This window comes from Streptomyces sp. NPDC053048, assembly GCF_044547045.1.
GTDB lineage: Bacteria > Actinomycetota > Actinomycetes > Streptomycetales > Streptomycetaceae > Streptomyces.
The window spans coordinates 195,995-220,422 of record NZ_JBITZS010000002.1 but is presented as its reverse complement, the minus strand read 5'-3'; the positions used below and the strand labels follow the sequence as shown (position 1 = coordinate 220,422).

General features: G+C 70.5%; 17 protein-coding genes and 1 pseudogene. 12 read left to right on the top strand and 6 right to left on the bottom strand.

The window, feature by feature from the left end; translation table 11 throughout:
* Window positions 1-155: 155 nt before the first annotated feature.
* Window positions 156-2,705, top strand: coding sequence for an ATP-binding protein (locus ACIG36_RS06140; protein WP_399922737.1), 2,550 nt, complete (start codon window positions 156-158; stop codon window positions 2,703-2,705).
* A 26-nt stretch (window positions 2,706-2,731) separates the two neighbouring features.
* Here the strand turns inward: ACIG36_RS06140 and ACIG36_RS06135 are convergent, their stop codons facing one another.
* A complete protein-coding gene (locus tag ACIG36_RS06135; protein WP_399922732.1) occupies window positions 2,732-3,421 on the bottom strand; it encodes an esterase/lipase family protein in 690 nt (229 codons plus the stop codon).
* Between the two features lie 195 nt (window positions 3,422-3,616).
* On the opposite strand from ACIG36_RS06135, the gene ACIG36_RS06130 reads away from it, so the two are divergent.
* Window positions 3,617-4,126 carry a hypothetical protein gene (locus tag ACIG36_RS06130; RefSeq protein ID WP_399922729.1) on the top strand — a complete coding sequence of 170 codons (510 nt, stop codon included), beginning with the start codon at window positions 3,617-3,619 and terminating at the stop codon, window positions 4,124-4,126.
* A gap of 2 nt (window positions 4,127-4,128) precedes the next feature.
* On the opposite strand, the gene gndA is transcribed toward ACIG36_RS06130, so the two are convergent.
* Window positions 4,129-5,589, bottom strand: coding sequence for an NADP-dependent phosphogluconate dehydrogenase (gndA, locus tag ACIG36_RS06125; RefSeq protein WP_399922726.1), 1,461 nt, complete (start codon window positions 5,587-5,589; stop codon window positions 4,129-4,131).
* 296 nt (window positions 5,590-5,885) lie between these two features.
* On the opposite strand from gndA, the gene ACIG36_RS06120 reads away from it, so the two are divergent.
* Window positions 5,886-6,107 (top strand): hypothetical protein, encoded by a 222-nt coding sequence (locus ACIG36_RS06120; RefSeq protein WP_399922723.1) that lies wholly within the window; start codon window positions 5,886-5,888, stop codon window positions 6,105-6,107.
* Between the two features lie 369 nt (window positions 6,108-6,476).
* On the opposite strand, the gene ACIG36_RS06115 is transcribed toward ACIG36_RS06120, so the two are convergent.
* Complete coding sequence (locus ACIG36_RS06115; protein WP_399923965.1) at window positions 6,477-8,456, bottom strand: APC family permease; 1,980 nt, start codon at window positions 8,454-8,456, stop codon at window positions 6,477-6,479.
* Between the two features lie 453 nt (window positions 8,457-8,909).
* Between ACIG36_RS06115 and ACIG36_RS06110 the strand changes: the two genes are divergently transcribed.
* The 3 genes from ACIG36_RS06110 (at window position 8,910) to ACIG36_RS06100 (ending at window position 10,713) form a co-directional block, all read left to right on the top strand.
* Window positions 8,910-9,722: an SDR family NAD(P)-dependent oxidoreductase gene (locus ACIG36_RS06110; protein WP_399922720.1), complete on the top strand. Its 813-nt coding sequence runs from the start codon at window positions 8,910-8,912 to the stop codon at window positions 9,720-9,722.
* Between the two features lie 48 nt (window positions 9,723-9,770).
* Complete coding sequence (locus tag ACIG36_RS06105) at window positions 9,771-9,845, top strand: 50S ribosomal protein bL37 (RefSeq protein ID WP_399923961.1); 75 nt, start codon at window positions 9,771-9,773, stop codon at window positions 9,843-9,845.
* Between the two features lie 67 nt (window positions 9,846-9,912).
* Window positions 9,913-10,713, top strand: coding sequence for a GNAT family N-acetyltransferase (locus tag ACIG36_RS06100; protein WP_399922717.1), 801 nt, complete (start codon window positions 9,913-9,915; stop codon window positions 10,711-10,713).
* Window positions 10,714-10,820: 107 nt separating this feature from the next.
* Here ACIG36_RS06100 and ACIG36_RS06095 read toward each other — a convergent pair whose 3' ends face one another.
* Both ACIG36_RS06095 and ACIG36_RS06090 read right to left on the bottom strand, forming a co-directional pair.
* A complete protein-coding gene (locus tag ACIG36_RS06095; protein ID WP_399922715.1) occupies window positions 10,821-13,004 on the bottom strand; it encodes a trypsin-like serine protease in 2,184 nt (727 codons plus the stop codon).
* Between the two features lie 17 nt (window positions 13,005-13,021).
* The gene (locus ACIG36_RS06090; RefSeq protein ID WP_399922713.1) at window positions 13,022-13,531 is read right to left on the bottom strand and encodes a hypothetical protein; all 510 of its coding nucleotides are present in this window, start codon (window positions 13,529-13,531) and stop codon (window positions 13,022-13,024) included.
* 390 nt (window positions 13,532-13,921) lie between these two features.
* On the opposite strand from ACIG36_RS06090, the gene ACIG36_RS06085 reads away from it, so the two are divergent.
* The 3 genes from ACIG36_RS06085 (at window position 13,922) to ACIG36_RS06075 (ending at window position 18,305) form a co-directional block, all read left to right on the top strand.
* Complete coding sequence (locus tag ACIG36_RS06085) at window positions 13,922-17,269, top strand: hypothetical protein (RefSeq protein ID WP_399922710.1); 3,348 nt, start codon at window positions 13,922-13,924, stop codon at window positions 17,267-17,269.
* Between the two features lie 103 nt (window positions 17,270-17,372).
* Window positions 17,373-17,762, top strand: coding sequence for a hypothetical protein (locus ACIG36_RS06080; RefSeq protein ID WP_399922707.1), 390 nt, complete (start codon window positions 17,373-17,375; stop codon window positions 17,760-17,762).
* 87 nt (window positions 17,763-17,849) lie between these two features.
* Window positions 17,850-18,305 carry a phosphatase PAP2 family protein gene (locus ACIG36_RS06075; RefSeq protein WP_399923958.1) on the top strand — a complete coding sequence of 152 codons (456 nt, stop codon included), beginning with the start codon at window positions 17,850-17,852 and terminating at the stop codon, window positions 18,303-18,305.
* Window positions 18,306-19,413: 1,108 nt separating this feature from the next.
* Here the strand turns inward: ACIG36_RS06075 and ACIG36_RS06070 are convergent.
* The gene (locus tag ACIG36_RS06070) at window positions 19,414-20,082 is read right to left on the bottom strand and encodes a hypothetical protein (protein ID WP_399922704.1); all 669 of its coding nucleotides are present in this window, start codon (window positions 20,080-20,082) and stop codon (window positions 19,414-19,416) included.
* A 692-nt stretch (window positions 20,083-20,774) separates the two neighbouring features.
* On the opposite strand from ACIG36_RS06070, the gene ACIG36_RS06065 reads away from it, so the two are divergent.
* The 3 genes and pseudogenes from ACIG36_RS06065 to ACIG36_RS06055 all read left to right on the top strand — a co-directional run.
* Window positions 20,775-21,512: a dienelactone hydrolase family protein gene (locus ACIG36_RS06065; protein WP_399922701.1), complete on the top strand. Its 738-nt coding sequence runs from the start codon at window positions 20,775-20,777 to the stop codon at window positions 21,510-21,512.
* Window positions 21,513-21,976: 464 nt separating this feature from the next.
* A complete protein-coding gene (locus ACIG36_RS06060; RefSeq protein ID WP_399922698.1) occupies window positions 21,977-23,902 on the top strand; it encodes a galactose oxidase-like domain-containing protein in 1,926 nt (641 codons plus the stop codon).
* Window positions 23,808-24,428: pseudogene (locus tag ACIG36_RS06055) on the top strand (hypothetical protein); the annotation flags it as partial. The gene ACIG36_RS06060 and the pseudogene ACIG36_RS06055, both read left to right, overlap by 95 nt.

Sequence of the window (24,428 nt, the reverse complement as noted above, 5' to 3'; positions counted from 1 at the left end):
ACCTGCCGGGCCCCACCGGCCCGCCGAGTCAGAAACGCGTCAACGTCAGGCCCCGACCTGCCGACTTCCGCCCGGACGATATGACGATGGGTCATGAAATCCCACACGCCGCCGGGCGGCGTGCAGCCGCCCCCTGACACACAAGGAGCAGCCCCATGGCCCAGGCCAGCGCTCCGCCCGACGCGCCGGGCAGGCGCACCGGCAGGCTGAAGGTCCTCCTCGGCGCCGCCCCCGGAGTCGGCAAGACCTACCGGATGCTGGACGAGGGGTGGCGCCGGGCCCTGCGCGGCACCGACGTCGTGGTGGCCTACGCCGAGTGCCACCACCGCCCGCACACCGAGGAGATGCTCGAGGGACTGGAGGTCCTGCCGCGGGTGCGCCGCACCTACCGGGACATGGAGTTCACCGAACTCGACCTCGCCGCCGTCCTCGAACGCCGCCCGGACGTGGCCCTCATCGACGAACTGGCCCACACCAACGTGCCCGGCCTGCGCCACCCCAAGCGCTGGCAGGACATCGAGGAACTGCTCGCCGCCGGCATCGACGTCGTCACCACCGTCAACATCCAGCATCTGGAATCCCTCAACGACGTCGTCGAGAAGATCACCGGCGTTCCGCAGCGCGAGACCGTGCCGGACGACGTCGTCCGGCGGGCCCACCAGATCGAGCTCGTCGACATGGCCCCCGAGGCGCTGCGCCGCCGCATGGCACACGGCAACATCTACGCCCCCGAGAAGATCGACGCCGCCCTCTCGCACTACTTCCGGGTCGGCAACCTCACCGCCCTGCGCGAACTGGCCCTGCTGTGGGTCGCCGAACGCGTCGACGAGACCCTGCAGCGCTACCGCGCCGAGCACGGCATAGGGGGCGTGTGGGAGACCCGCGAACGCGTCGTCGCCGGCATCACCGGCGGCCCCGAGGGCGAGACCCTCATCCGCCGCGCCGCCCGCATCGCCGCCCGCTCCTCCGGAGGCGACCTGCTGGCCGTCCACGTCGCCCGCAGCGACGGGCTCGCCGGCGCCTCACCGGCCGCGCTGGCCAGGCAGCGGCAGCTCGTCGAGAGCCTGGGCGGCAGCTACCACACCGTCGTCGGCGACCACGTCCCCATGGCACTGCTGGAGTTCGCCCGCGCCGAGAACGCCACCCAGCTCGTCGTCGGCGTCAGCCGGCGCGGCCGCCTGCTGCGCCTGCTGAACTCGCGCGGCGTGGGGGAGTCGGTGGTCGAGTCGTCCGGTGACATCGATGTCCACCTGGTCACCCACGAACGGGCCGGCCGGGGCCGGCACCGGCCCGTGCCGGGCCGCGACCTGTCGCTCACCCGCAGGCTCGGCGGCCCCGTGGCCGGGCTGGCGCTGCCCGTCCTGCTGACCATGCTGCTGCGGCGGCAGCGGGTCGCCGAGGCGCTCAACCTCAACCTCACCAGCGAGGCGCTGATCTTCCTGATGGCCGTCGTCGGGGTGGCCTCGATCGGCGGGGTGGTCTCCGCGCTGCTGGCCTCCGTGACGGCCTCGCTCCTGCTCAACTACTACTTCATCCCGCCCTCCGGGCGGTTCACCATCGCCGAGACCAACAACGTCCTCGCCCTGGTCGTCTTCGCCCTCGTCGCCGTGATCGTCGCGGCGGTCGTGGACCGTTCGCTGCGGCTCAGCCGCCGGGCGGCCCGCGCCACGGCCGAAGCCGAGACGCTGTCCTCCCTGGCCGGCGGCATCCTGCGGGGCGAACAGGACGTGCCCGTCCTGCTGGAACGCACCCGCGAGACCTTCGGCATGGAATCCGCCGAACTGCGCCCGCGCGGGCCGGACGGCACGGCCGTACGGGCCGGGCGGGCGGCGGAGGGCGACGCGAGCACGGAGATCAAGGTGCCGGTGGGAGCGGACCAGGAGCTCGTCCTGCGCGGCCGTGACCTGCCGGCCACCGAACGCCGCGTGCTCGTCGCCTTCGCAGCCCACCTGACCGCCGCCGTGGAACGCGCCCGCCTGGCCGAGGCCGCCGCCGAGGTCGAGCCCGTCAGGGCCGCCGACCGCATGCGCACCGCGCTGCTCGCCGCCGTCAGCCACGACCTGCGCACCCCGCTCGCCAGCGGCTGGGCGGCCATCAGCTCGCTGCGCAGCCGGGACGTGCGCTTCTCCGACGAGGACAAGGAGGAACTGCTGGTCACCGCCGAGGAGTCGATGGCCAAGCTCAACCGGCTGGTCGACAACCTCCTCGACATGAGCCGGATCCAGGCCGGCGCCCTGACCCTGCACCTGCAGCCCACCGCGCTCGCCGAGGTGCTGCCGCCCGCCCTGGACAGCCTGCCGGAGCCGCCGCCCTGCCGCATCGCGGCCCAGGACCTGGAGCACGTGCCGGACGTGCTGGCGGACCCGCCGCTGCTCGAGCGGGTCATCGCCAACCTGGTGGCCAACGCCACCCGGCACTCGCCGCCCGGCCGTCCCGTCACGGTGGCCGCCAGCGTCCTGGCCTCGCGCGTCGAGCTCCGGGTCGTCGACCGGGGCCCCGGGATCCGCGCCGCCGACCGGGAACGGGCCTTCGCGCCCTTCCAGCGGCTCGGCGACACCGACAACACCACGGGCCTCGGCCTGGGCCTGGCCCTCTCCCGGGGCCTGACCGAGGCCATGGGCGGCACGCTGACCCCCGAGGACACGCCGGGCGGCGGGCTGACCATGGTCGTCTCGCTGCCGGCGGCCGGGGTCGCGCCGGACTGAGCGTCAGAGCTGCGGCCGCCTGAGCATCAGGTCCGCGCCAGGAACGCGCGGACCTGCCGGGAGACCGTGTCGTCGGTCAGCAGCCCGTTGTGCGTGGGACAGGTGTCGGCACGAGAGTTGACGGCGCCTTCGAGCGCGGTGCTCGAGACCGGGGCCACCGCCTCGTCGCACGGCGACCACCACGTCCCGTAGCGGGTCGCGCCGGGGGTCTCGTCCCCGGCGTTGAGCCGCTTGAGGACGTACGAGCCGGGCGTCATGTCCCGGCAGCCCTGGTTCACCAGCGCGCACGCCCAGGCCGTGTGCGTACCGTGGTTGGGGCCCGCCAGCGACACCCAGTGCGCGACCTTGTCGGCCCCGCCGCCGAACGTGACGTACCAGCGGGAGGGCAGCCCGCCCAGGCTGTGCGTGACGAAGTCCACGCGCGAGGCCCCGGTGCGGGCGAGCACCTGGTCGACGTAGGCGGACAGCCGGCCGGCCAGCACCTCGTTCGTCGACTGCCGCGTGTCGTACGACCAGGCCGCGAGCCGGTCGGCGGGGTACCCGGCGCGCAGGAAGTCGGCGCGCATCTCGCCCCAGACGCCCGGACCCGCGTTGGCGCCGTGCACGAACACCACCGGATCGGGTGGGCCGCCGGCCGCCGCCAGGGCGGGCGGAGCGGCACCGAGGGCGACAGCGGCCAGGACGAGGGAGAGGGAGGCGACGAGCAGACGGCGCATGCGGCGGGTACCTTTCGTTCTTCTCCATCGGAACGATCCGTTCCTGTGCGCCGGAACCATGCCCAGTCCCACCGGCAGCCGAACAGAGGAAGACCAAGGCATAGAGGGAACCCTTCCGGGTAACTCGTCCGCTCTACAAGATGAACCAGCGGAGTCCGGTGCCGTGAGCGGCACCCTGCGATTGGGGGGAAGCCCATGACGTTCCGTACCACCACCTGGCGCGCGGGGGCGGCGCTCGCCGTCCTGGCCGCGCTGACCGTGTCCACCGGCGCGTTCGCGGCCGGCCCGCGCGCCCCCGCCGAGGGGGCCGGCTCATCGGCGTCCGCCCGCGACCACGAGGGCAGCCCGACGTCCGCCGTCGACCGGGTGGCCGCCTTCTACGCCGCGTACGTCGACGCCCGTACGGGCACCCCCGACCCGGCCCTGTCCACCGCCCTGCACGCCCGCTTCCTGACCAAGGAGTTCCGGGCGCGCCTGGCGGACTGGGAGCGGCAGAACGGGGCGGACGGGGTGTTCCGCGCACAGAACACCCCGCACGCCTGGCGGGTGACCTACGACAACAGCGGCGCCGGGCACACCTGGACGCGCGTCCGGCTGGCCTGGGGCGACGAGGCCAAGCCCACGTACACGTACCTGAGCGTGCAGTCCGACCTGAGCACGAAGCTGATATCCGACATCAAGGAGGCGGACGAGACGCAGCCGTAGGCTCAGGCGGTCTTCTCCTCGCTGCGGTCCCCGCTCCAGAGGGTGTGGAAGGAGCCCTCGCGGTCGGTGCGCCGGTAGGTGTGGGCGCCGAAGTAGTCGCGCTGGCCCTGGGTCAGCGCGGCGGGCAGGCGCTCGGCGCGCAGGGCGTCGTAGTAGGCGAGGGCGGCGGAGAAGCCCGGCGTGGGCACGCCGTGGCGGACGGCCGTCGCGACGACCGCGCGCCAGGCGTCCTGGGCCCGCCCGACCTCGTCGGCGAAGTCCTTGTCGGCCAGCAGGGTGGGCAGGCCGGGGTCGGCGGCGAACGCGGCGCGGATGCGGTCCAGGAAGGCCGCCCGGATGATGCAGCCGCCCCGCCAGATGGCGGCCATCGCCCCCAGGTCGATGTGCCAGCCGTACTCGGCGCTCGCCTTGGAGATCATGTTCCAGCCCTGGGCGTAGGAGACGACCTTCGACGCGTACAGCGCCTCCTCGACCTGGGCCGCGAACTCCTCGGCCGCCTCGGGGGTGAGCGGCTCGGCGCCGGGGCCGGGCAGCGCCCGCGCCGCCGTGCGCAGGTCCCGGTGGCCCGAGACGGACCGCGCGAACACGGCCTCGGCGATGCCGGAGACCGGAACCCCGAGGTCCAGGGCGGTCTGCACGGTCCACCGCCCGGTGCCCTTCTGCTCGGCCTCGTCGGCCACCACGTCCACGAACGGCCGCCCGGTGGCGGCGTCGGTGTGCGCGAGGACCTCGGCGGTGATCTCGATGAGGTACGAGTCCAGCCGCCCGGTGTTCCATGTCCGGAACGTCTCGGCGATCCGCCCCGGCTCGAAGCCGCCGACCGTGCGCAGCAGGTCGTACGCCTCGGCGATCAGCTGCATGTCGGCGTACTCGATGCCGTTGTGCACCATCTTGACGAAGTGTCCGGCGCCGTCGGGGCCGACGTGGGTGCAGCAGGGGGAGCCGTCGGCGGCCTTGGCGGAGATGGACTCGAGGAGGGGCCCGAGCGACTTGTACGACTCGGCCGATCCGCCGGGCATGATGGAGGGCCCGTTGAGGGCACCTTCCTCGCCGCCGGAGATGCCGGCGCCGACGAAGTGGATGCCCTTCTCGCGCAGGGCCTTCTCGCGGCGCCGGGTGTCCTCGAAGTGCGCGTTGCCGCCGTCGATGATGACGTCGCCCTCGTCGAGGAGCGGCGCGAACTCGTCGATGACGGCGTCCGTGGCCTGGCCGGCCTTGACCATGACGATGATGCGCCGGGGCTTCTGGAGCGAGGCGACGAACTCCTCGGCGGTCTCGGCGGGAACGAAGTCCCCCTCGTGCCCGTGCTGGTCGATGAGCGCCTTGGTCTTGGCGGCGGTGCGGTTGTGGACGGCGACGGTGTGGCCGTGGCGCGCGAAGTTGCGGGCGAGATTGCTGCCCATGACGGCGAGCCCGGTGACGCCGATCTGCGCGGTGGGCTGGGTGGCGGGTGTGCTGGGCATTGCGGTGGTCCACTCCTGTCGCTGTGCGTCGAAGACTGGTGCGAGCATCAACACCACGGGGTCCGGAGAACTTCCCCGTGGGCAGCCGGGCATCGCCCGGCCATCGTGACACGCGGCACTCGAAGGTGGCTGGGCGCGCGCTGGAGGCAGGGGTGAGAGCATCCGGCGCGAACGGCTGGTCTTCGCGCTCGGCCAGGACATGCTCGTCACCCTCCAGCCGCAGACGCCCTTCGCTCCGTTCGACAGGCCCTCGCACGGTTGCGGCGGCTTCCGCACCTGGCCGAGGCGCGCACGGCGTGATGTACGCGCTGCTGTACGCCCTCAACGAGGCCCAGGAGCGCGTCATCGACCATGCCAGCGACGTGCTGGAGGACATGAGCGACGAGATCGCGTCGGCGACCGACGCCGCCGCGGCTGGCGATCGAGACCCACAGCGCCGTGGCGCTGCCCTCCAGGGTCTCGGTCAACCGGGAGCGGACGGGCGGCCATTGGGGGAGGGCCTGCCGGCTGAGGGCTGACAGGGGACGGTCTCGCAGTCCGGTTCGGAATGCGTGCCGTGCTGGGCCGCCGATGCGGCCCCCGAGAGCCGTGATAGACGGATGGACACCCAGGCATCGTGAGGGGCGGAAGCGTGCCTGCAAAGGCAAATATCAGACCCCGTGCAGTGGAGTGCAAAGGCGGCAGCGCCTGCCGCAACCTGCCCCACCGGGTGGCCGCAGCGCAGCTGCCCGGAGCAGGCCGCTGAATGGCCGGCATGTCCTCGTGGGCGATGAGGGTATGGATCTGCCCGGAATGCCGCACGGCGGCGTGCAGGCTGATGACGGCCTCGAGACTGCAGCCGAGCACGAGGGCGTGGGCGTGTCCCAGCAGGAACAGCTCGACTCCGTTCACTGGGCGGTGGGATGCCGGTGCTGTGGTGGGGGTTCGCCGCGGCGGACGGAGCCGGGGGCGCGGCGGGCGGGGTGGTCGGCGCGGGCCGAGGAGGTGAGTTGCCAGGGGACGCTGGTGACCATGACGCCGGGGGTGAAGAGCAGGCGGCTCTTGAGCCAGAGGGCGGACTGGTTGTGCAACAGGTGTTCCCACCAGCGGCCGACGACGTATTCGGGGATGAAGACGCCGACCACGTCCCGGGGGCTGGAGCGCTGGATGGAGCGGATGTACTCCACGACCGGGCGGGTGATCTCGCGGTAGGGGGAGTCGATGACTTTCAGGGGGACGTCGACGTCGAGGTCCTCCCACTGCCGTTCCAGGTCGAGAGTCTCCCCTTTCTCGACGGCCACAGTGAGCGCCTCCAGATGGTCGGGTTTGAAGGCACGGGCGTAGGCGAGGGCCCGTAGCGTCGGTTTGTGGATCTTGGAGATCAGGACGATGGCCGTCACCTTGGAGGGACGGACGAGTTCGGCCTTGGGGTCGGTGACCGCGAGTTCGGCGGCAGTGACGTCGTAGTGGCGGCGGATCGCGCGCATCACCAGCCACAGAACCACCGCCGCGAGGACGGCCAGCCAGGCTCCCTGGGTGAACTTGGTGGCCAGCACGATCACCAGCACCAAGCCGGTGACTACCGCACCGACGGCGTTGATGACCCGCGCCACCTGCGCCTGACGGCGCACCGCAGGATCGGGCTGGGTGCGTAGTTCGCGGTTCCAGTGCCGGACCATGCCCGTCTGGGAGAGGGTGAAGGAGGTGAACACGCCGAGGATGTAGAGGTGGATGAGGCTGGTGACGTCCGCTTTGTAGAACCACAGGAGCAGTCCGGCGGCGAGGGCCAGGGCGATGATGCCGTTGGAGAAAGCGAGCCGGTCGCCGCGGTTGTGCAGCTGACGCGGCAGATAGCGGTGCTGGGCGAGGATGTCGGCGAGCAGCGGGAAGCCGTTGAAGGCGGTGTTCGCGGCCAGGATCAGCACCAGGGCGGTGGCGGCCTGGACGTAGTAGAAGCCGAAGCTGTTCTCGCCGCCGAAGACGGAGGAGGCCAGCTGGGCGATGACGGTGCGCTGGGTGTACTCGGAGCAGTCGCCCGTGAGGCCGATGAGCCGACAGGGGTCCTCGACAATGTGCACCTTCGCGATGAGTGCGAGTGCGGTGACCCCCGAGAACATAGCCACTGCGATCGCGCCCATGACGGCCATCGTGGTCGCGGCGTTCTTCGACTTCGGTTTACGGAAGGCCGGTACGCCATTGGAGATCGCCTCCACGCCCGTCAGCGCGGTACAGCCGCTGGAGAAGGCCCTCAGACACAGCATGATCAGGGCGAAGCCCGCCAGATTCGCGTCCGCCGGCTCCGCCTCGACGCCGTACCGGGCGCTCTCGGAGACTGGGGCGTCGCCGACCAGATACCGGAAGAGGCCGGTGATCACCATGATCAGTACGCCGGTGATGAAGAGGTAGGTCGGTGCCGCGAAGGCGCGCCCCGACTCGCGAGTGCCCCGCAGGTTCATGCCGGTCAGCAGGACGACGAAGCCGATCGCCATGAGCACTCGGTGCCCGGAGAGCTCGGGTACGGCCGAGATGATGTTGTCCACGCCCGAGGCGACCGACACCGCCACCGTCATCACGTAGTCGACCAGCAGTGACGCCGCGACCACCAGCCCGGCAGAGGCGCCGAGGTTGGTCGAGGCGACCTCGTACGAGCCGCCACCACTCGGGTAGGCGTGTACCACCTGGCGGTACGAGAGCACCACCACCGTCATCAGCGCCACGACCGCAACCGCGATCCACGGAGTGAAGTGCAGATACGCCATGCCGCCCAGAGTGAGCACGAGGAGGATCTCCTGCGTGGCGTAGGCGACCGACGAGAGCGGGTCGGAGGCGAAGATTGGCAGGGCCAGCCGCTTCGGCAGCAGCGTCTCGTGCAGTTCCTCACTGCGCATCGCCCGGCCGAGGGCCAGCCGCTTCAGAAGCTCCGTCACGTTGATCACCGATCGACCATAAATCGCATATACCGGGTATCACGCCATTCAGGGCCGGTTGTGCGCCCAGGTGGCGGCGCGCGTCAGGGCGGCGTCAGGGATACGGTGCGTCGCTTGCGAGAGGTCGCCGGGGCTCCTTGGATGGAGCCCGTGAACAGCCATCTGCGCCACGACGACCGGCCGCCTCATACGGCGCTGTCCGGCACTGCGCGCTGTTCACTCCCCGTGCGCTGAGCGCACGTCTCCTCCACGACACCGCGACGGTGCTGAGCACCATCGTGCTGGCGTCGCACCTCACCCGGCCCGTCCGCGTGCACCTTCGCGTGCGCAGTCGCTGACGTCGCCTTTGCTCGCACGGCAGCCCACCTGACGACGGGTCACTGCCGCATTACCTGATTCCCGGAGTGGATTCCCATGTCTTCTGCTGTCTCGCCCGCTTCCAGGACCGTTCTGGTCACCGGTGCCACCTCCGGCATCGGCTGGGAGACCGCCCGGCTGCTCGCCGGCCGGGGGGACACGGTCATCGTCCACGCCCCCGACCAGGCCTCGGGCGACGACGCCGTCGCCCGGCTGGTCGCGGCGGGCGCGGACGTTCTGCGACTGCGCCTGGTCGTCGCCGACTTCTCCCGGCTGGACGAGGTGCGTGCCATGGCCGCTCGCGTCGCCGAGGAACACCCTGTCCTCGACGTGCTGGTCAACAACGCGGCCGTCGCCGCGCCCGAGCGGCGTACCGTGACCGCCGACGGCAACGAGCTCTCCTTCCAGGTCAACTTCCTGGCCGCCTACCTCCTCACCCACGAACTCGCCGGCCCGCTCGGCGCCCGCCCGGGCAGCCGTGTGGTCAACGTGTCGTCCTCGATGCACCGCACGGCGTCCATCTCCTGGAACGACCCCCAGCGGGCCAAGCGCTACTCCCGCCTCGCCGCCTACGCCCAGTCGCAGCTCGCGCTGACCGTCTTCGCCCGGGAGAAGGCGCCCTGGACGTCGGTCAGCGTGCACCCCGGCGTCTGCGACACCGCCCTGCTGCCGCTGTACGCCCATGAAGGCGACTCCGCCGTGCAGGGCGCCGAGCGCGTGGTCAGGCTGTGCGACCCAGCCGTCGAGGTCGTCCCGGGTGCCTACTACGACGGCACTGCTCTGTCCCCGGCGGCTCCCGTCGCCATGGAGGACCGGACGGTCCGCCGGCTGAGCAAGCTCGCCGACCAGCTGGTCGCCCGCACGGCCTGACCTCAATAACACCCAGCATTCCGCTACCGAAAGAAGGAACGACACCCGATGTCCAAGCGCGCCCGCAAGAAGCGATCACGCCGCAAGAAGAAGGCCAACCACGGCAGCAAGGCCTGCAACTGACCGCAGGCTGTCACCACAGGGGCGGGCGGTGTGGCACCGCCCGCCCCTCGGGTTCTCGGGAGCCGTCATGCCGAACGAGCATGTCCTCCGCACAGCGCCGGGCGTCCGGGCCCGGCAGCCGTGGTTCCCGGCCGGTCGCCCAGGCGTGGGAGCCCTTCCCGAGCACGTCGCCCGCACGGGACTGGGCACATGGTGGGCCGACCACCCGCTGCGCCCCCGGGCAGCAGCCGTCTCCTGTGCCGGTTACGCGATCCTGGCCGGCGACCCGTGCGCGACAGACCCCGGGGACCTCGCGCCGCTCGCCCACTGCTACGTCGCCACCCCGGACCGCTTCCTGCCCCTACTCGGCAGTGCATTCGAACGGATCGTCCCCTGGGAGCGCATGATCTGGGCTTACGGCGATCCGGTGCCTGCCGCCCGGCCGGCCCCTGCGGCGACCATTCGCCCCCTGGTGCCCGCTGACGCACCGGCCGTACGGGCCCTCGGACCGGACCTCGCCTGGATCGCCGCCGGCTGGGGCGGCCCGGCCGGGCTCGCCGCGTCCGGCCACGGCTGGGGCGCCTTCCGCGACCGGCGTCTGGTCTCCCTCGCCTGTACCCTCTTCGCCGGCAGCCGCTATGAGGACATCGCCGTGGCCACCCTGCCCGACGAGCGCGGCCGGGGCCTGGCATCCGCCTGCGTCCGCGCACTCTGCGCCGACATCGCCTCCCGCGGCTGCATTCCGTCGTGGAGCTGCTCCCGCGACAACCACCCCAGCCGCCACTTGGCCGCGAAGTGCGGATTCCAGTTGATCCACACCTACGTGCACTACGCACTCGGAGCCCCGGTCGCCGGCCTCCGGCGTCCCGCCGAGGCCCCACGTCCGTAGGCGCGACTGACGGCACATTCGGCCACGAGTCGGCACATGTATACGGGCCCGCCCTCCTTGCGGAGGGCGGGCCCGCGTTCTGCTCGGCTCAGCCGAGGTGGGGTGCCTTACCGGATCGTAGCTCCGAACGCCTTGCCGCCGGACGGGATGCCGTCCTTGCCCGGCTGATACACCGTCACCGGCTGATCGGCGCCAGAGGCGTCGTGGGAGGTGACGTTCTGCCACGGCACCGCGTACGCCGCACCCTGCGCGTTCGGGCCGGTCGGCATCCCGACGTAGATGTGGGTCGGGGAGACGCCGATGGCCTGGCCGATGCGCTGGCCGGCGCCCGGCGTGCCCGGGAGGCCGTTGTGTCCGGCGTACAGGACGTCGTTGTGCGGGCCGGGAGTGCCGAGGAGGGTCATGGTGTGCACCGCGCCCGCGGCGGCCACGGAGCCCTGGGTCTCACCGGGAGCCCCCACGACGAGCTGGAGCGTCTGCCAGGTGGGAGCGGTCCTGGGGGACAGGTTGACCGCCTGGAGCGTCTCGCCGAAGCGGTCGCCCGTCTCGATGCCTCCGATGACGTCCGGCTGGTCCTGGTTGATCACCTGGTACTGCGACCAGCCGCCGGACGCGGGGATCTTGAACGTGAACACGGTGCCGGCGTTCTTCACGTCCACCTTGTTCGCGTTGGTGACCGACTCGCCCGGGGCGCCGGCGGCGAGGATGGAGTCGCCGTTGGGGCCGTTCTCCACGAGGGCGACGGAGGTGCCGAAGGCGTCGCCGTTCTCGGAGCCGCCGGAGACATTGTCGGCGTTCTGGTTGATGTTCGCGCGCTGCGCCGGCTTGCCGTCCGCTCCGCGCTTGTGCGACAGCACCCACACGGCACCGGCGTCGACGGCCTTGTCGATGTCCTCGCCCGGCGCGCCGATGGCGATGTTGTTCGCATCGGCGGCCACGGACCAGCCGACCTTGTCGCCGGCCTCCAGGCCGCCGGACATGCCGGCCTCCTGGGTCAGGGACACGTTGGTGCCGCCACGCACGTAGAAGACGTTGCCCGCGTCCTCCTTGGCACCGATGGCCTCACCCGGATCACCAATTACGATGAACGGTTCCCCATCCCGGGTCTGCCCGGCCGCCACGGAGTGGCCGAGCATGTCGCCCTTCTCGTTGGCCGACGCCTTCAGCGCGCCATTGCCCTGGCCCTGCACGAAGTCCTCGGCGGCACGGCCCTTGCCCAGCCCTCCGGCGGAGCCGTAGATGACGGACACCATGCCGGCGTCCGCGACCGACCCGGCATCCTCGTACGGGACACCGACGACGAGGTCGGTGTAACCGTCCTCGTTGTAGTCCACCGTGGCCAGCGACTGGCCGAAGCGGTCCCCGGCCTCCGCCGCACCCGGCACCGAGGACAGGCTCTGGTCGAACTGGGCATTGCCCTTCCCGCCGCCGTAGACCACGCGTACCGCGCCGGCCTCGGCGTTGCCGCCGACCGTCGCCTTGGGATCACCGATGGCGATGTCCTCGACGCCGTCCCCGTTGAAGTCGACGACCGGGGCGGCCTTGACGGTGGAGTCCACCCAGGCGGCGAGGTCGTCGGTGCGGGTGGCGACGCCCTTGGTGGACGTCTGCGCCGCATCGATGCCGAAGCAGCCGCCCTGATCGGAGCGGGAGGCCACCGAGACGATCTGGGCGATGTCTCCGGCGGTACGGAAGAGGGGAGCACCGCCGTCCCCGGCGCAGATCGCGGCGTTGTCGCCGGCGACCTCCACGTCGCTGCCGTTCGGGGCGGTCGCAGTGAAGGTCCCGTTGTGCGCCTTGAGGGGTGCCCACTCGTCCTTGGTGCGGCCGTAGCCGGTCAGCGTCAGCTTCTCACTGGCCTGGGCGGGCGCGGTGGCGATCTGGGCGGGGCGGACGTTCGCGACCGGCGCGGACAGCTTGGCCAGCACCACGTCCCGGTCGTCGCGGGGGACGAGCTTGACCACGGTGCGCTCCGCACCGGCGGTCGTGGTCAGGTCGGTGCGGCCGATGACGGCCTTGGTGGCCAGCTTGGGAGCGCCGGCGGGGACCTTGACCGACTCGCCGGGGTTGTCGGCGAAGCAGGAGGCGGCGGTGATCAGCCACTCCGCGTCGATCAGGGCGGCGCTGCACGCCTTGGCGCCGTCGCCGATGTCGAGGCGGGCAGTGAAGCCGCGCGTGTTGTCCGTCTCGGCGGGGCCGGTCACGGCGTGTGCGGAGAGAGCGGGAGCGCCGATGGCGGCAGCGGCGACCAGTGCCGCGAGTGCGGTGCGCCGCTTGGGGGTTGTGCGCATGATGTGTGGTTCTCCGGTCACTTGCTCGTACGGATCTCGACGAGGGCGAAGTCGCGGGCCTGCGGATCGGTGGACTCGCCTACCGGCGTCCAGTCACCCTTGGCGACCTTGACCTCCTGCGGCGTGCTCGCCGGTGTGGTGAGGGTGACGTCTGCTGCGTGATCGGCTGCGCCCCTGACCGCGAACACCGAGGGGATTTCCAGGGCCAGGTAGCCGGAGGTACCGGTGGTACGGAAGCAGATCCTCTCGTTCTTCCGCGACCACACCTCCATCAGCCCGGTCGCGGAGGAGCAGTCGGCGAGGACGATGTGCCCGTCGCCGCGCTTGAGGGTGATCCCCTTCTCCGTCTTGATCCTGTCGGCGCCCGGGTAGTTGAAGTCCTCGACCACGTAACCGGGCCGGCCGTCGGCCACCGTCACCGGGTTGTGGGGTGCACTGTCGTGCGAGGACGGGGTGGCGGCGAGGAGCGCGGCAGCGCACGCTGCGGCAGCCGCACCGGTGGCGATAATCCGCCGTGCGAACTTCATGCAAGTTCCCTTATGGAAAGGTGAATTGAACCGTGCCGAGCGCCCATCGCCGGAACGACAGCGCTGTGTCGCCGGGGGTCCGCTCAGTCACGGAGGCGTCGAATTCAAACACGTGCACCCACCCCATGCCATCGCCTTAACGCAATATTGATCAACAAAACGGCACATACGGGTCTTGTGGTCTTTCTCATTGCTTCCCGGCGCCCCCGCAGGTGGTCAACAGGCGCTCGGCCCACATATCTTCACGACGCGCATCTGCCGTGTCCCCGCTCAGCTGTCCTGCTCGATTCCGCTGCAGACAGGGGACATGTGCGCGGCTGACTCACACTCTGTCCAGCGGTATGCCGCCGCACACGCGCCGACGCCGGACACCGATCCCGAAGGATCACTTTGGACACCACGTTTTGGAGCAGGCGCCGGGTTCTCGGCACCATCGCGGCCACCACGGTCGTCGCCGCCACGTCGAGCCTCGTCCTCAACCCCCTGGCCGCCCGGGCCGACACCCCGCCGGCAGACGGCGACGACGGCGATCCGTTCGCCCTGCCCGACACCGACCGGGCGAAGGCTGTCAAGGCGTGGCTGCTGGGCGGCAAGGCCGTCCGCGCCGCCGCGCAGGCGGCGCTGTCCGGCACCGACGCCGACATCCAGGCGTTTCTGACGACCGAACTCCCCAGGGCCACGGCGGAGGACAACCGCGTCGCGATCGTGACCTCCCTCGCCGGAGGTGGCAAGGGCACCCGGCGCGAGGCGTCCGCGGCGATCGAGGGCGGTGACACCGCGATCGCCGACTACCTCAAGGGCGGCTTCAAGCCCGGCATCCTGGAAGACCTGCGCGTGGCCACCACGACCGTGATGGCGGCCGGGGACAAGGCCGTACGCCGCGACGGCGGCGCCGCCCTGGACGCGGGCACCCAGGCCGCCCTGGAGGCGTTCCTCACCGAGGGCCAGTACACCGCCCGCGAGGAGGACATGCGCGTCGAGGCCTCCAAGCTCATGGTGGAGGCGGGCCCCGAGGTGCGGAAGTACGCCTCGCGTGCCCTGTCCGGGTCGGCCGCCGACGTCGAGTGGTTCCTCGAGACCGGCCAGCACATCGCCCGCGCTCGCGACCAGGAAGCGGCGACGATCGAGGAACTCGTCGCCGTCGTCGAGCGTGAGGGCAAGAAGGCCGACGCGAAGACGAAGCAGGCCGAGGAGGCCGCCGCCCGCGCCGTCGAAGCCGCGGCGAAGGCCAAGGAGGCGGCGGAGAAGGCCGCGGCCGAGGCCAAGGCGGCCCAGGACGACGTGGTCAAGTCCGGCCGGGCGGCCCGCAAGGCGGCCGAGTCCGCCAAGGGCGCGGCCGACTCGGCCCGCGTCGCCATCCGCGCCTCCCACGCCGCCGTCCAGGCATCCCGCCGCGCCGCCTGGGCCGCCACCGCCGCGAGCCAGGCCGCGGCCACGGCCGGCTCAGCCGCCGCACGGGCGTACAACGCCGCCATCGCCGCCTCGAAGGACGCCTCCAGGACGGCCGTCGCCAAGGACGCCGCCGTCGCCGCCCGCAATGCCGCGGCCAAGGCTCGTAGCGCGGCCAAGGCCGCCGACTTCGCCGCCGCCGCCTCGGCCCAGTCCGCGGCCGCCGGGTCCGCCGCCGCCTCGGCGGCCCGGAACGCCGCCGCGGCCGCGAACGCTTCCACGGCGGCCGCGTCGGCCGCGGGCAAGGCGCAGGCGGAGGCCGCGGAGGCCAAGCGGCAGGCACAGATCGCGAACGCCAACGCCGCGATCGCCACCAACGCCGCCGGCACGGCCCAGGCCCTGGCCAACGCGGCGGCGACGGCCGCCCGCACCGCACGCGACGCCGCCAACAGCGCGGCAGCCCACGCGGAGAAGTCGGCGGAGGCGGCCGAGTGGGCCGTCAAGTACGCGGGGAAGGCCGTCGAGTACGCCAAGAAGTCCACCGAGTTCGCCAACGAGGCCACCAAGGCCGCGAACACCGCCACAGACGCCGTCACCCAGGCGGTCGAGGTCGAGAAGAAGGCCCGCGAAGCCGAGTGGCAGCGCCTGGACGAGGACATGAAGCAGGCGCTCGAGGAGGCCCGCCTGCTCGCGCAGATCGAGGCGCAGGAGAGGTCGGAATTCGCCGCGAGGCGTACGCAGGCCGAACAGGCCGACCAGGCCACGAAGGACCTCGTCTCCCGCGCCGAGTCGGCGCTCAGGGCGGGTGACACGAACCTCGCCGCCACCCTCGGTCGCCAGGCGGCCATCGCCCTGATGGACTCCCGCGGCACCTGGTCGCGGGAGGCCGCACGGTTCGCCCTGTCCGGCACGGACGCCGACGTCCACGCCTGGATCGACACCGACCGGCGGATCGCGCAGAACCAGGACGACCGGGAGACCGCCCTCTACCTGGCGCAGACCGCCGCCCCGGACGTCGCCGAGGCAGCGGCGAAGGCGCTGGAGAGCGACGAGCCGGATGCCGCTACGAAGTTCCTGGGCTCCGCCGTCGTGGAGTCCGCCGCGATGGACAACCGCGTCGCCGTATCCCGCGTCCTGGCGGGCAACCCCGGCAGCGCGGTGAAGAAGGCGGCGAACGACGCGCTGAACGCCGGGACCGCCCAGGCCCTGTACGAATTCCTCAGCACGACGTACGAGGCGGCGCAGCGGGAGGACGACGCGGTCGCCACCGCTGCCGTCATCGCCAAGGCCGGCCCGTACACCAAGGCCCACGCCCAGGCGGCCCTGGAGGGCCCGGCCTGGATGCGCCGCAACTTCCTCGCCTCGGTCCAGTACAAGACGGCACAGCTCGACCACGACTCCGCCACCCACATCGCCGCAATCCAGGGTGCGATCGCCGGTGCCGCGAAGATCGCGCACAAGGCGCAGGAGGATGCCGCCCGTGCGCAGGAGGCGGCGGCCAAGGCCCGCGACGCCGCCACGGAGGCGGTGAAGTGGGCGGACAAGGCCAAGAAGTCGGCCGAGAAGGCCGCCGAGTACGCCAAGCAGGCGGACGCGAACGCCGATGCCGCCGAGAAGTCGGCCAAGGAGGCACAGGCTTCGGCGAACCGGGCGAAGCAGGCCGCGGCCACCGCTCGCACGGCCGCCCGGTCCGCGAACTACTCCGCCAACCGTGCCGTGGACTCCGCCCGCCGCGCGGTGGCGTCGTCCAACGCGGCCCAGGCGTCGGCCGCCGCGGCCCACGCGGCCGAGATGCAGGCGAAGAAGGACAAGAAGCTCGCGGCAGCGGCCGCGAGCCAGGCACACCAGATCGCCGGGGCCAAGCGGAAGGCGGAGATCGCGGCGGCGGCCAGGAAGGCCGCAGAGGAAGCACGCAAGGCCAAGGAAGCGGGGAGGAACCCGGCCGACTCGCCCGACAACGACAGCGTCAAGGGCGGCCTTCCCTGGTGGAAGGAAGGCGCCCGGTGGGCGGCGAACGCCACCAACTGGCTCAGCATCGGCACCGGATTCGCCTCCGCCCTGTGCGGCATCGGCGGCCTGTTCTTCCCGCCCCTGGAAGCGGTCGCCGCCGGCTTCGCCTACACCTCCCTCGCGTTCGGCGGACTCAATGCCCTGTTCACCGGTATCGGCTACGGCTTCACGAGCAGCGAGTTCAAGTCGTCCCTCGGAAGCCTGGCCCTTGGCGTGATCACCTTCGGCCAGTCCAAGTGGATCGGCGCTCTCGGCGGTGGCAAGGTCGTCACGAAGGTCTCGCAGTTCGGACACGACCTCATATCCCCGGTCACCGGCGTGCTGAGCTCCGTCCTCTGAGGAGACGTGAGGGGATAAGAGCAGACGTGAGGTAGAAATCCCGTAGCAAGGGCCGGCGGCCCACCTGCCGCCGGCCCGCTGAGCACTGCCGAAAGGACCCGTCGTGCTCGCACTGCTTCCGCTGCCCCACCTGCTGCTGATGGCAGCCGTTTCCACCGTCGTCTTCTGCCTCGCCATTGACAGGTGGACGAAGACGCGCAAGCTGACCGTGGTGTTGTTCGTCCTGTGCGTCGGAGGCTGTCTCGGCATGATCGCAGTGGGCCGTCTCCAGTACCAGCACTGGAATGCTCGCCAGATGCTGGTTCTCTACTCCTTCGCCCTGATCGGGCTCACGATCGGCCTGTTCCCGTCCAGGAAGCTGTTCCTCAAATACGGCGACGAACTGCGCCGGGGCGTGAAGAGGGACACGTATGAGTACCCTGCCCGCTATCAGGTGGTCCTGTACGTCTCGGTCGTCGTCATGTGCCTCATGGCCTTCATTCTGTCGACGTGACCGACGCCATCCGTCACCCGGCGGATGCCGCGGAGAGGCAAGAGCGGCGCTGCATGGCGAGAGGGGCCGTAGCCGTGCCCGAAGCGTCTGTGTGAGTGCCCCGGACAACCCGCACAGCTTCCCCAGCGGCCACGCCGCCATCGTCACCGGCTTCACCCCGTCTCCCTGGCCACCCGCCGCTGGCGGCCGCTGGCCCTGCTCCTGGGCACGCTGTTCGCCGCAGGCACCGGCCTTGCTCGCATCTACTTGGGCGTCCACTATCTGGCCGACGTCATCGCCGGCGCCCTCGCCGCCACCGGCGCCGGTCTGATGACAACCGGACTCCTCCAACTACCGCCTGCCCGCGCCCGCCTCGACGCCCTCGAACGCGCCTGGCTGGTACACCCACCGGCACCACGGCCTCGGAGCCTGATTCGCCCCCGGTTTTCGGCCGGGGCGGTTTCAAGATGCGCGTTCTTCGCCCGCGAGCACCTCGCGCGCCAGCGCGACCAGACCCTGCGGTCCTTTGCCAATGCCTGCATCCCTGCCTCGGTCGCCAGGTAGACCGCCGCACCCGGCCCTCCACCCTCCGCTGTTCGGAAACCAGCAGCGCCCTGTGGTCGTGGGCACAGCCCTGTGGGGGCTCGATGTGGTGTGTGACGTAGCAGCCTTATCCGTCTTCACCGGTCGAGTCGCCGCCGTTCGGGTGTGCCAAGCAGCGCCCCCGGTTGAGTGTGGTCCTGGCCCAACTGAAGGGCCGCGCCACAAGAAAGACGCCGACTAGCGAAGGGTGCCGTATGGATGCCGCTTCTCTCATGTATGTGGAGGATCCCCGGATTCCGGGGGCTGGCGTTGATGTGCTGCAGCGGCTGAGTGCCACAGGGGCGGCGCAACTATGCCATTGAGGGATTACCGTTGCTGGCCGCCACTGCCGAATGGGGACGGGAGGACCTGCAACATCCGCAAGGCGCGCCGCCGGTAGACCAATGCGACGGCAAACACTGCCACTGCGGCAACGGCTGGCCCCATGGCCGCGTCCGGCAAGCCCAATGGTGAGATGGTGATGGCGCCTGCCGCGGTCAGACCAGCTACGGCGACCAGTCGCAGCGTCTCACGGTCACGGGCGGGGTGATGCCATCAAGTTCGGTCTCGTCGAGCAAGGCGCCGACTCGTCCCTGGCTATGGCGTTCGGCGATGGTGAGCAGAAGCCCCCCGAGTTCGCTCAGCGCTTCGGCAGGGACTGTGTCGAGGCGCTCCTCCGCTGCCCGAAGACGGGCGACAACTTGCCCCGCGTGCTGGTGCAGGGCCTTGCGACGGTGAGACCGCCGAGCGGTGGTGACGCCTCGGGTCCGGCGCGCTGCCCATACAGCTGCCTCGACGTCCCGTAGCGCCGAACCAACCTTGCGCATGCATTCGGCACCGCGGCTCCCGTTGCCTGCCCGGTGTGCGTCGCCGCAGGCGATGACTGCTTCGGCGGCCACAGCCGTGAGGTTGTAACGGTAGGCGAGGCCACCAGCAGCGTCGTCGGCGCAGCCAGTGGTCACCACGTGGACTGCGGGCCCGGTGCTGGTTGCACAGCCCTCTTACGACGGGCGGTAATCGTCAGGCACGTGCTCTGACCTTGATCCTTGGCGGCGGCAGTCGAAATGCGGCCTCGGCGTTGAGGGCCAAGCTAACCCAGTTCGGGGTAGTAGCCCCGCTGGTACGGCGACAACTGGGAGATGGCGAGCTGGGCCGCGCCCCGGCAGATCAGACAAACGCGGTCGCGGTGGCATGCCGAGCAGTTCTTTCGCCCGCGGGCCTCGTCGTGCGCCCAGCCGCGTCCCCCGCATCCGGGGCACCAGCCCAGACCGTCGCACTCGTAGCACAGCACGTATCCGGACGTGATGGTCTCGGCTGTGCGCACCGGCTCGGGCCACTGGAACTCTTCCGGCTCGTACAAGGCCATCGCCGGCGTCTGCCCGCTGAACCATACGGTCGACATGTGGTCGACCGCACGGACCTCGATGCCGCAGCCGTCGCGACGGCCGGTGACCACGGTCCGGGGCCGCCCGCCGGCCTCCTCCTGCGACGTCGCGACCTCCCAGCCCGCCGAGCCGAGCAGGGCTGCCGCGCGGGACACGATGTCGGCGGCACCGATATGCGCGGGGCGCTTCCCGCTGAAGGAGCTGGAGTATTCGTAGCGGAGCGGTTCATGCCAATCGACGATCTTCGGCTCGTCGAGAAACAGCAGGCGCAGATCGCCGCCGGGGGTCAGGTCGTCGATCAGCTCGACCAGTTGCGTACGCAGAGCTCGTCCCAGCCGGTCCAGCTCCTCGCGTGCGCCCGGTATGCCGCCCATTTGCCGCCCCCTTCTCGCCGGGCCCGTTCACCGCCCGGTCATCGGCATCCTACGAGGGGGTGCGCCTCCGGACCTCCTCTCCACCATGGACGTGGCAATGGGCTACCGCCTCCGGACAACTCGGCCTTGCCCAATGGGAGTAAACCGGCTGCGGTTGCTGGTGGAGGGCGGTCGCGGCGGCGTTGGGGTGATGCGGCCGGGCCGTTTTGGGCGCTGAGCCGGCGCATAAAGGTGCCCGCCGGCTCGTCCGCCCGCCGGACGGTCGCATGGGCCGTCGGCATCCTCGTTCCTGGTCACACCAATCGGCGGGGCCTTCGAGATCACCTGTGGCGTGCTGATCCTGGCCCCTGGTGCTCGCGGCAGCGCTGGCGCTGCAGACTGTAGGACCGTACGTGCCGCTCCTACGCGAACTGCTGGACACCCGGCCCCGGCCCTGCCCCGATGTGGGCTTCGTGGGCGTCGCGTTCGCGCTCGGTTACGCGGCGATGCGGGTGCCGACGTGGCTTGTGCTGGAAGATGGCAGGGCTCGGTGGACACGGATGGGGGTTTGGCCGAGGTATGCGCCAAAGGGGCAACGAGATGATCTTGAAGCCCTGAGCACTTGGCCCTCGTATTTCAGAGGGACACGGCGCTGTTCTGCCAGCGGCAGAACACCGGCCGGACGGGCTCGGTGATCACTACAGTCCAGTCTCATGACGACGATTACGACGCGCACGGTCGAGTACCCGGCGGACGGCTTGATGATGATCGGGCACCTCGCTCTCCCGGCCGGTGTCGACCGCCGGCCCGCGGTGCTGCTCGGACCAGAGGGCATGGGGCTCAGCGACGTCGAGCGCCGCCGGGCCGATGCTCTCGCCGAGCTGGGATATATAGCGCTGGCCTTCGACCTTCACGGCGGACGCTATTTGGGCGACCCCGAGGAGATGTTGGCCCGTTGCATACCACTGCTCGCTGATCCCGACCGGATGCGGGGCATCGGCCATGCGGCGCTCGACGTGCTGCGCACCGAACCGCGGACCGACCCGGACCGGATCGCCGCCGTCGGCTACGGCACCGGGGGCGCCGTCGCACTGGAACTCGGGCGTGATGGCGTCAACCTGCGCGCGATCGGGACAGTCAACGCACTGACCACGGGCCGACCGGGCGAGGCAGCGCGCATCCGCTGCCCGGTGTGGGCCGGGGTCGGGTCGGAAGACCCGATCATGCCGCCCGCGCAATGGAACGCGTTCACCGCAGAGATGCAGGCCGCGGGCGTCGACTGGCGCCTCGCGGTCTACGGCGGCGCCTTGCACGCCTTCCACCACCCGTCGGTCGACCATCCCACGGTCCCCGGCATCGGCTACCACCCACAGCACGCACAGCGAGCCTGGCGCGACGTCGTCGACCTGCTCGCCGAGTGCCTGCCCGTGACGGAGGATCTGGAGGCATGACCCAGGCAGACAGCCTGGCGCCAGGCCTGGTCCGCGTCGGGCACCGGCAGTGCCCTCCCCTCAAGTCCGCACAGTAGAACCACATTTCGGGCGGAAGCTCGATCGCGGAGACGCGTTCGCAACTACCGCAGCAAATACCGGATCTACTGCGACGGATCCCCGGACGTGACCGTCGTGACCTGCGGCGGACTGTTCCGGCCTCCGGGCGAGGCGTACGCATTTACTGCGGCATCACTGTGCTGGACCACGCGTTGAGTCACATCAAGATCGAAAGATCATTCGAAACGCGTGCGTGTCTATGACGTCGACGTGGGGGATGCGTGCTCTTTCGGGCGAGGTGCGGCAACTTCGCCCCCGGATGTTTGTCCTGTGCAAACCTTGCACAGTCTCATGGTGCTCGCCGCCGCCGGCGCTAAGGATCCGCGCGGGGCGGTAGGGGCCGCTTCCGGATGAGGTGGTGAGGGATGAGGTACCCGAGCCGCAGGACACGCAGCGTCCTGCTGGGCTGTACGGCCGCAGTCGTTCTCGCGGGGCTCAACGCGCCCGCCGCGATCACCTACACGAAGGCCAGATACCACGAATACGAGATCAACCAGCCCGAGTACAAGAAGCAGTACGGGTACTGGCGGATTGCCGGGATGCCGAAGAAGTTCCAGGTCAATTCCATCCACGCGACGCTTCTCCCCACAGGAAAGGTCCTGCTGATCGCCGGGTCGGGAAACAGTATCAAGTTGTTCCAGGGCGGCACGTTCAAGAGCACGCTGTGGGATCCGGTGAATAACACCTTCCGGAAGATCCCCACGCCAAAGGACATGTTTTGCGGCGGTCACACCCAACTGCCGGACGGACGGCTGCTGATCGCCGGCGGGACGGCTCGGTACGAGGTGCTCAAGGGTGATGTCAAGCATGCGGGCGGCGCGATGCTCGTCAAGAACGAGGACCCCGACCAGGCCCGGACGTTCCCCAAGGGAACGATCTTCCGCTCCCCGGAGGGCAGGACGTACACCTCCCAGGTCGACGTACGGGTTCCCGTGGCCAGGAAGCGCAAGGACCAGGAGTCCGGTGAGATCACAGTGACCGCGAGCGAGGCGCGGGTCTACGTCGAGTCGGCTGTGGAAGGCGCCGACGGGATCACCAACACCTCCGAGCAGTACACCATCGAGGGCCTGCAGGGTAGAGACCGGGACAACTTCTACGGTCTGGCCAACAAGTTGGGGATGGACAAGAAGGATTTCCAGGGAATCCGGGAGGCGTACGAGTTCGACCCGGTGGCCGAGAAGTACGTGCAGGTGGACTCGATGAGCGAGGCCCGCTGGTATCCCACGCTGGTCACCCTCGCCGACGGCCGTGTGCTGGCGGTGTCCGGGCTGGACGACATCGGGCAGGTCGTACCGGGCAGGAACGAGGTCTACGACCCGCGGGCGCGAACCTGGTCCAAGGCGCCCAGTCGCTACTTCCCCACCTATCCCTCGCTGTTCCTCACCCAGGGCGGCAGCATCTTCTATTCGGGGTCCAATGCCGGCTACGGCCCGGCTGACCGCGGACGCGTCCCGGGGGTGTGGGACGTCAAGGGCAACACCTTCCGGGAAGTGCCGGGGCTCGCGGACGCCGACATTCTCGAGACCTCCTCGTCCGTACTGCTGCCACCGGCCCAGGAACAGAAAGTGATGGTGCTGGGTGGCGGTGGGGTCGGGGAGTCCAAGAAGTCGACCGCGCGCACGGCCATCGTCGACCTCAAGGACGAGCGGCCGCGCTTCCGCCGCGGACCGGATCTCACCGAGAGGACGCGCTACCTCAACAGCGTGATTCTCCCCGATGACACCGTCTTCACCACTGGTGGTTCGAAGGACTACCGGGGCCGCGGCAAGAGCGACATCCTCAAGGCCCAGATCTACCATCCTGCCTCGGAGAAGTTCACGCCGGCCGCTGATCCGTCCGTGGGCCGTGACTACCACACGGAGGCCTTGCTGCTTCCCGACGGGCGTGTGGCGGTCTTCGGCTCCGACCCGCTGTTCGGGGACAAGGACAACACCCGGCCCGGCGCATTCGAACAGCGCGTCGAGGTCTATTCCCCGCCCTACCTCTATCGTGGCGCGCGGCCCGTGCTGCACGGCGGTGACCGCGCCGAGGCCGCCCGGGGCGGCGGCGTGTCCTTCACCTCCCCCGACGCCTTCCGCATCAAGGCGGCCCGTCTGATCCATCCGGGATCGGCCACCCACGTCACCGACGTCGACCAGCGTTCGGTGGCCCTGCGCGTACGCATCAGCGGGGACCGGGTGACCGTCACCGTTCCCGATGACGCGACGCTGGTCCCGTCCGGGTGGTACATGCTCTTCGTCACCGACCAGGAGGGCACTCCCTCCAAGGCTGTGTGGGTTCGGGTCCGGTGACCGCTGCTGTGACGTGCGCGAGGCACCGGGAAAAGACCGCACACGTTCCGGTCCGGCAGGCCGTGATCCATCACCGTACGAAGGGTGTTGCCCACCGATGAAGGCTGTGATCTGCGGCGCGGGAATCTCGGGTCTCGCACTGACCCGGCCTCTGGGAAGCGCGGGTTGGGAGGTCGTCGTCCTGGAGAAGGCACCGGCTCCCCGTCCCGAGGGATACGTGATCGACTTCTTCGGCCCCGGCTACGACGCCGCGAAGGACATGGGGCTGGCGCCCAGATTGCAGGAGCTGGGCTACCGGGTGCAGGAGGCATGTTATCTGGACGAAGCGGGGCGAGTGCGGGGGGGGGCGTTGAGCTACAGCCGATTCGCCAGGGCGGTCGGCGGTCGGCTGATCAACATCATGCGCCCCGATCTGGAGCTTGCACTGCGCGAGAACCTGCCGTCGGGCGTCGAGCTGCGGTACGGCACCAGCCCGACACACATCGACAACGGGACCGACCGCATTCGGGTGTTCCTCAACAGCGGT

Bases quoted from the DNA above. Each gene is read 5' to 3' on its own strand.
- ACIG36_RS06100 (WP_399922717.1), top strand. From the start codon at position 9,913: ATGCCGAACGAGCATGTCCTCCGCACAGCGCCGGGCGTCCGGGCCCGG.
- ACIG36_RS06070 (WP_399922704.1), bottom strand. From the start codon at position 20,082: ATGGGCGGCATACCGGGCGCACGCGAGGAGCTGGACCGGCTGGGACGA.
- ACIG36_RS06065 (WP_399922701.1), top strand. From the start codon at position 20,775: ATGACGACGATTACGACGCGCACGGTCGAGTACCCGGCGGACGGCTTG.
- ACIG36_RS06090 (WP_399922713.1), bottom strand. From the start codon at position 13,531: ATGAAGTTCGCACGGCGGATTATCGCCACCGGTGCGGCTGCCGCAGCG.
- ACIG36_RS06135 (WP_399922732.1), bottom strand. From the start codon at position 3,421: ATGCGCCGTCTGCTCGTCGCCTCCCTCTCCCTCGTCCTGGCCGCTGTC.
- ACIG36_RS06060 (WP_399922698.1), top strand. From the start codon at position 21,977: ATGAGGTACCCGAGCCGCAGGACACGCAGCGTCCTGCTGGGCTGTACG.
- ACIG36_RS06095 (WP_399922715.1), bottom strand. From the start codon at position 13,004: ATGCGCACAACCCCCAAGCGGCGCACCGCACTCGCGGCACTGGTCGCC.
- gndA (WP_399922726.1), bottom strand. From the start codon at position 5,589: ATGCCCAGCACACCCGCCACCCAGCCCACCGCGCAGATCGGCGTCACC.
- ACIG36_RS06115 (WP_399923965.1), bottom strand. From the start codon at position 8,456: ATGCGCAGTGAGGAACTGCACGAGACGCTGCTGCCGAAGCGGCTGGCC.
- ACIG36_RS06110 (WP_399922720.1), top strand. From the start codon at position 8,910: ATGTCTTCTGCTGTCTCGCCCGCTTCCAGGACCGTTCTGGTCACCGGT.
- ACIG36_RS06130 (WP_399922729.1), top strand. From the start codon at position 3,617: ATGACGTTCCGTACCACCACCTGGCGCGCGGGGGCGGCGCTCGCCGTC.
- ACIG36_RS06140 (WP_399922737.1), top strand. From the start codon at position 156: ATGGCCCAGGCCAGCGCTCCGCCCGACGCGCCGGGCAGGCGCACCGGC.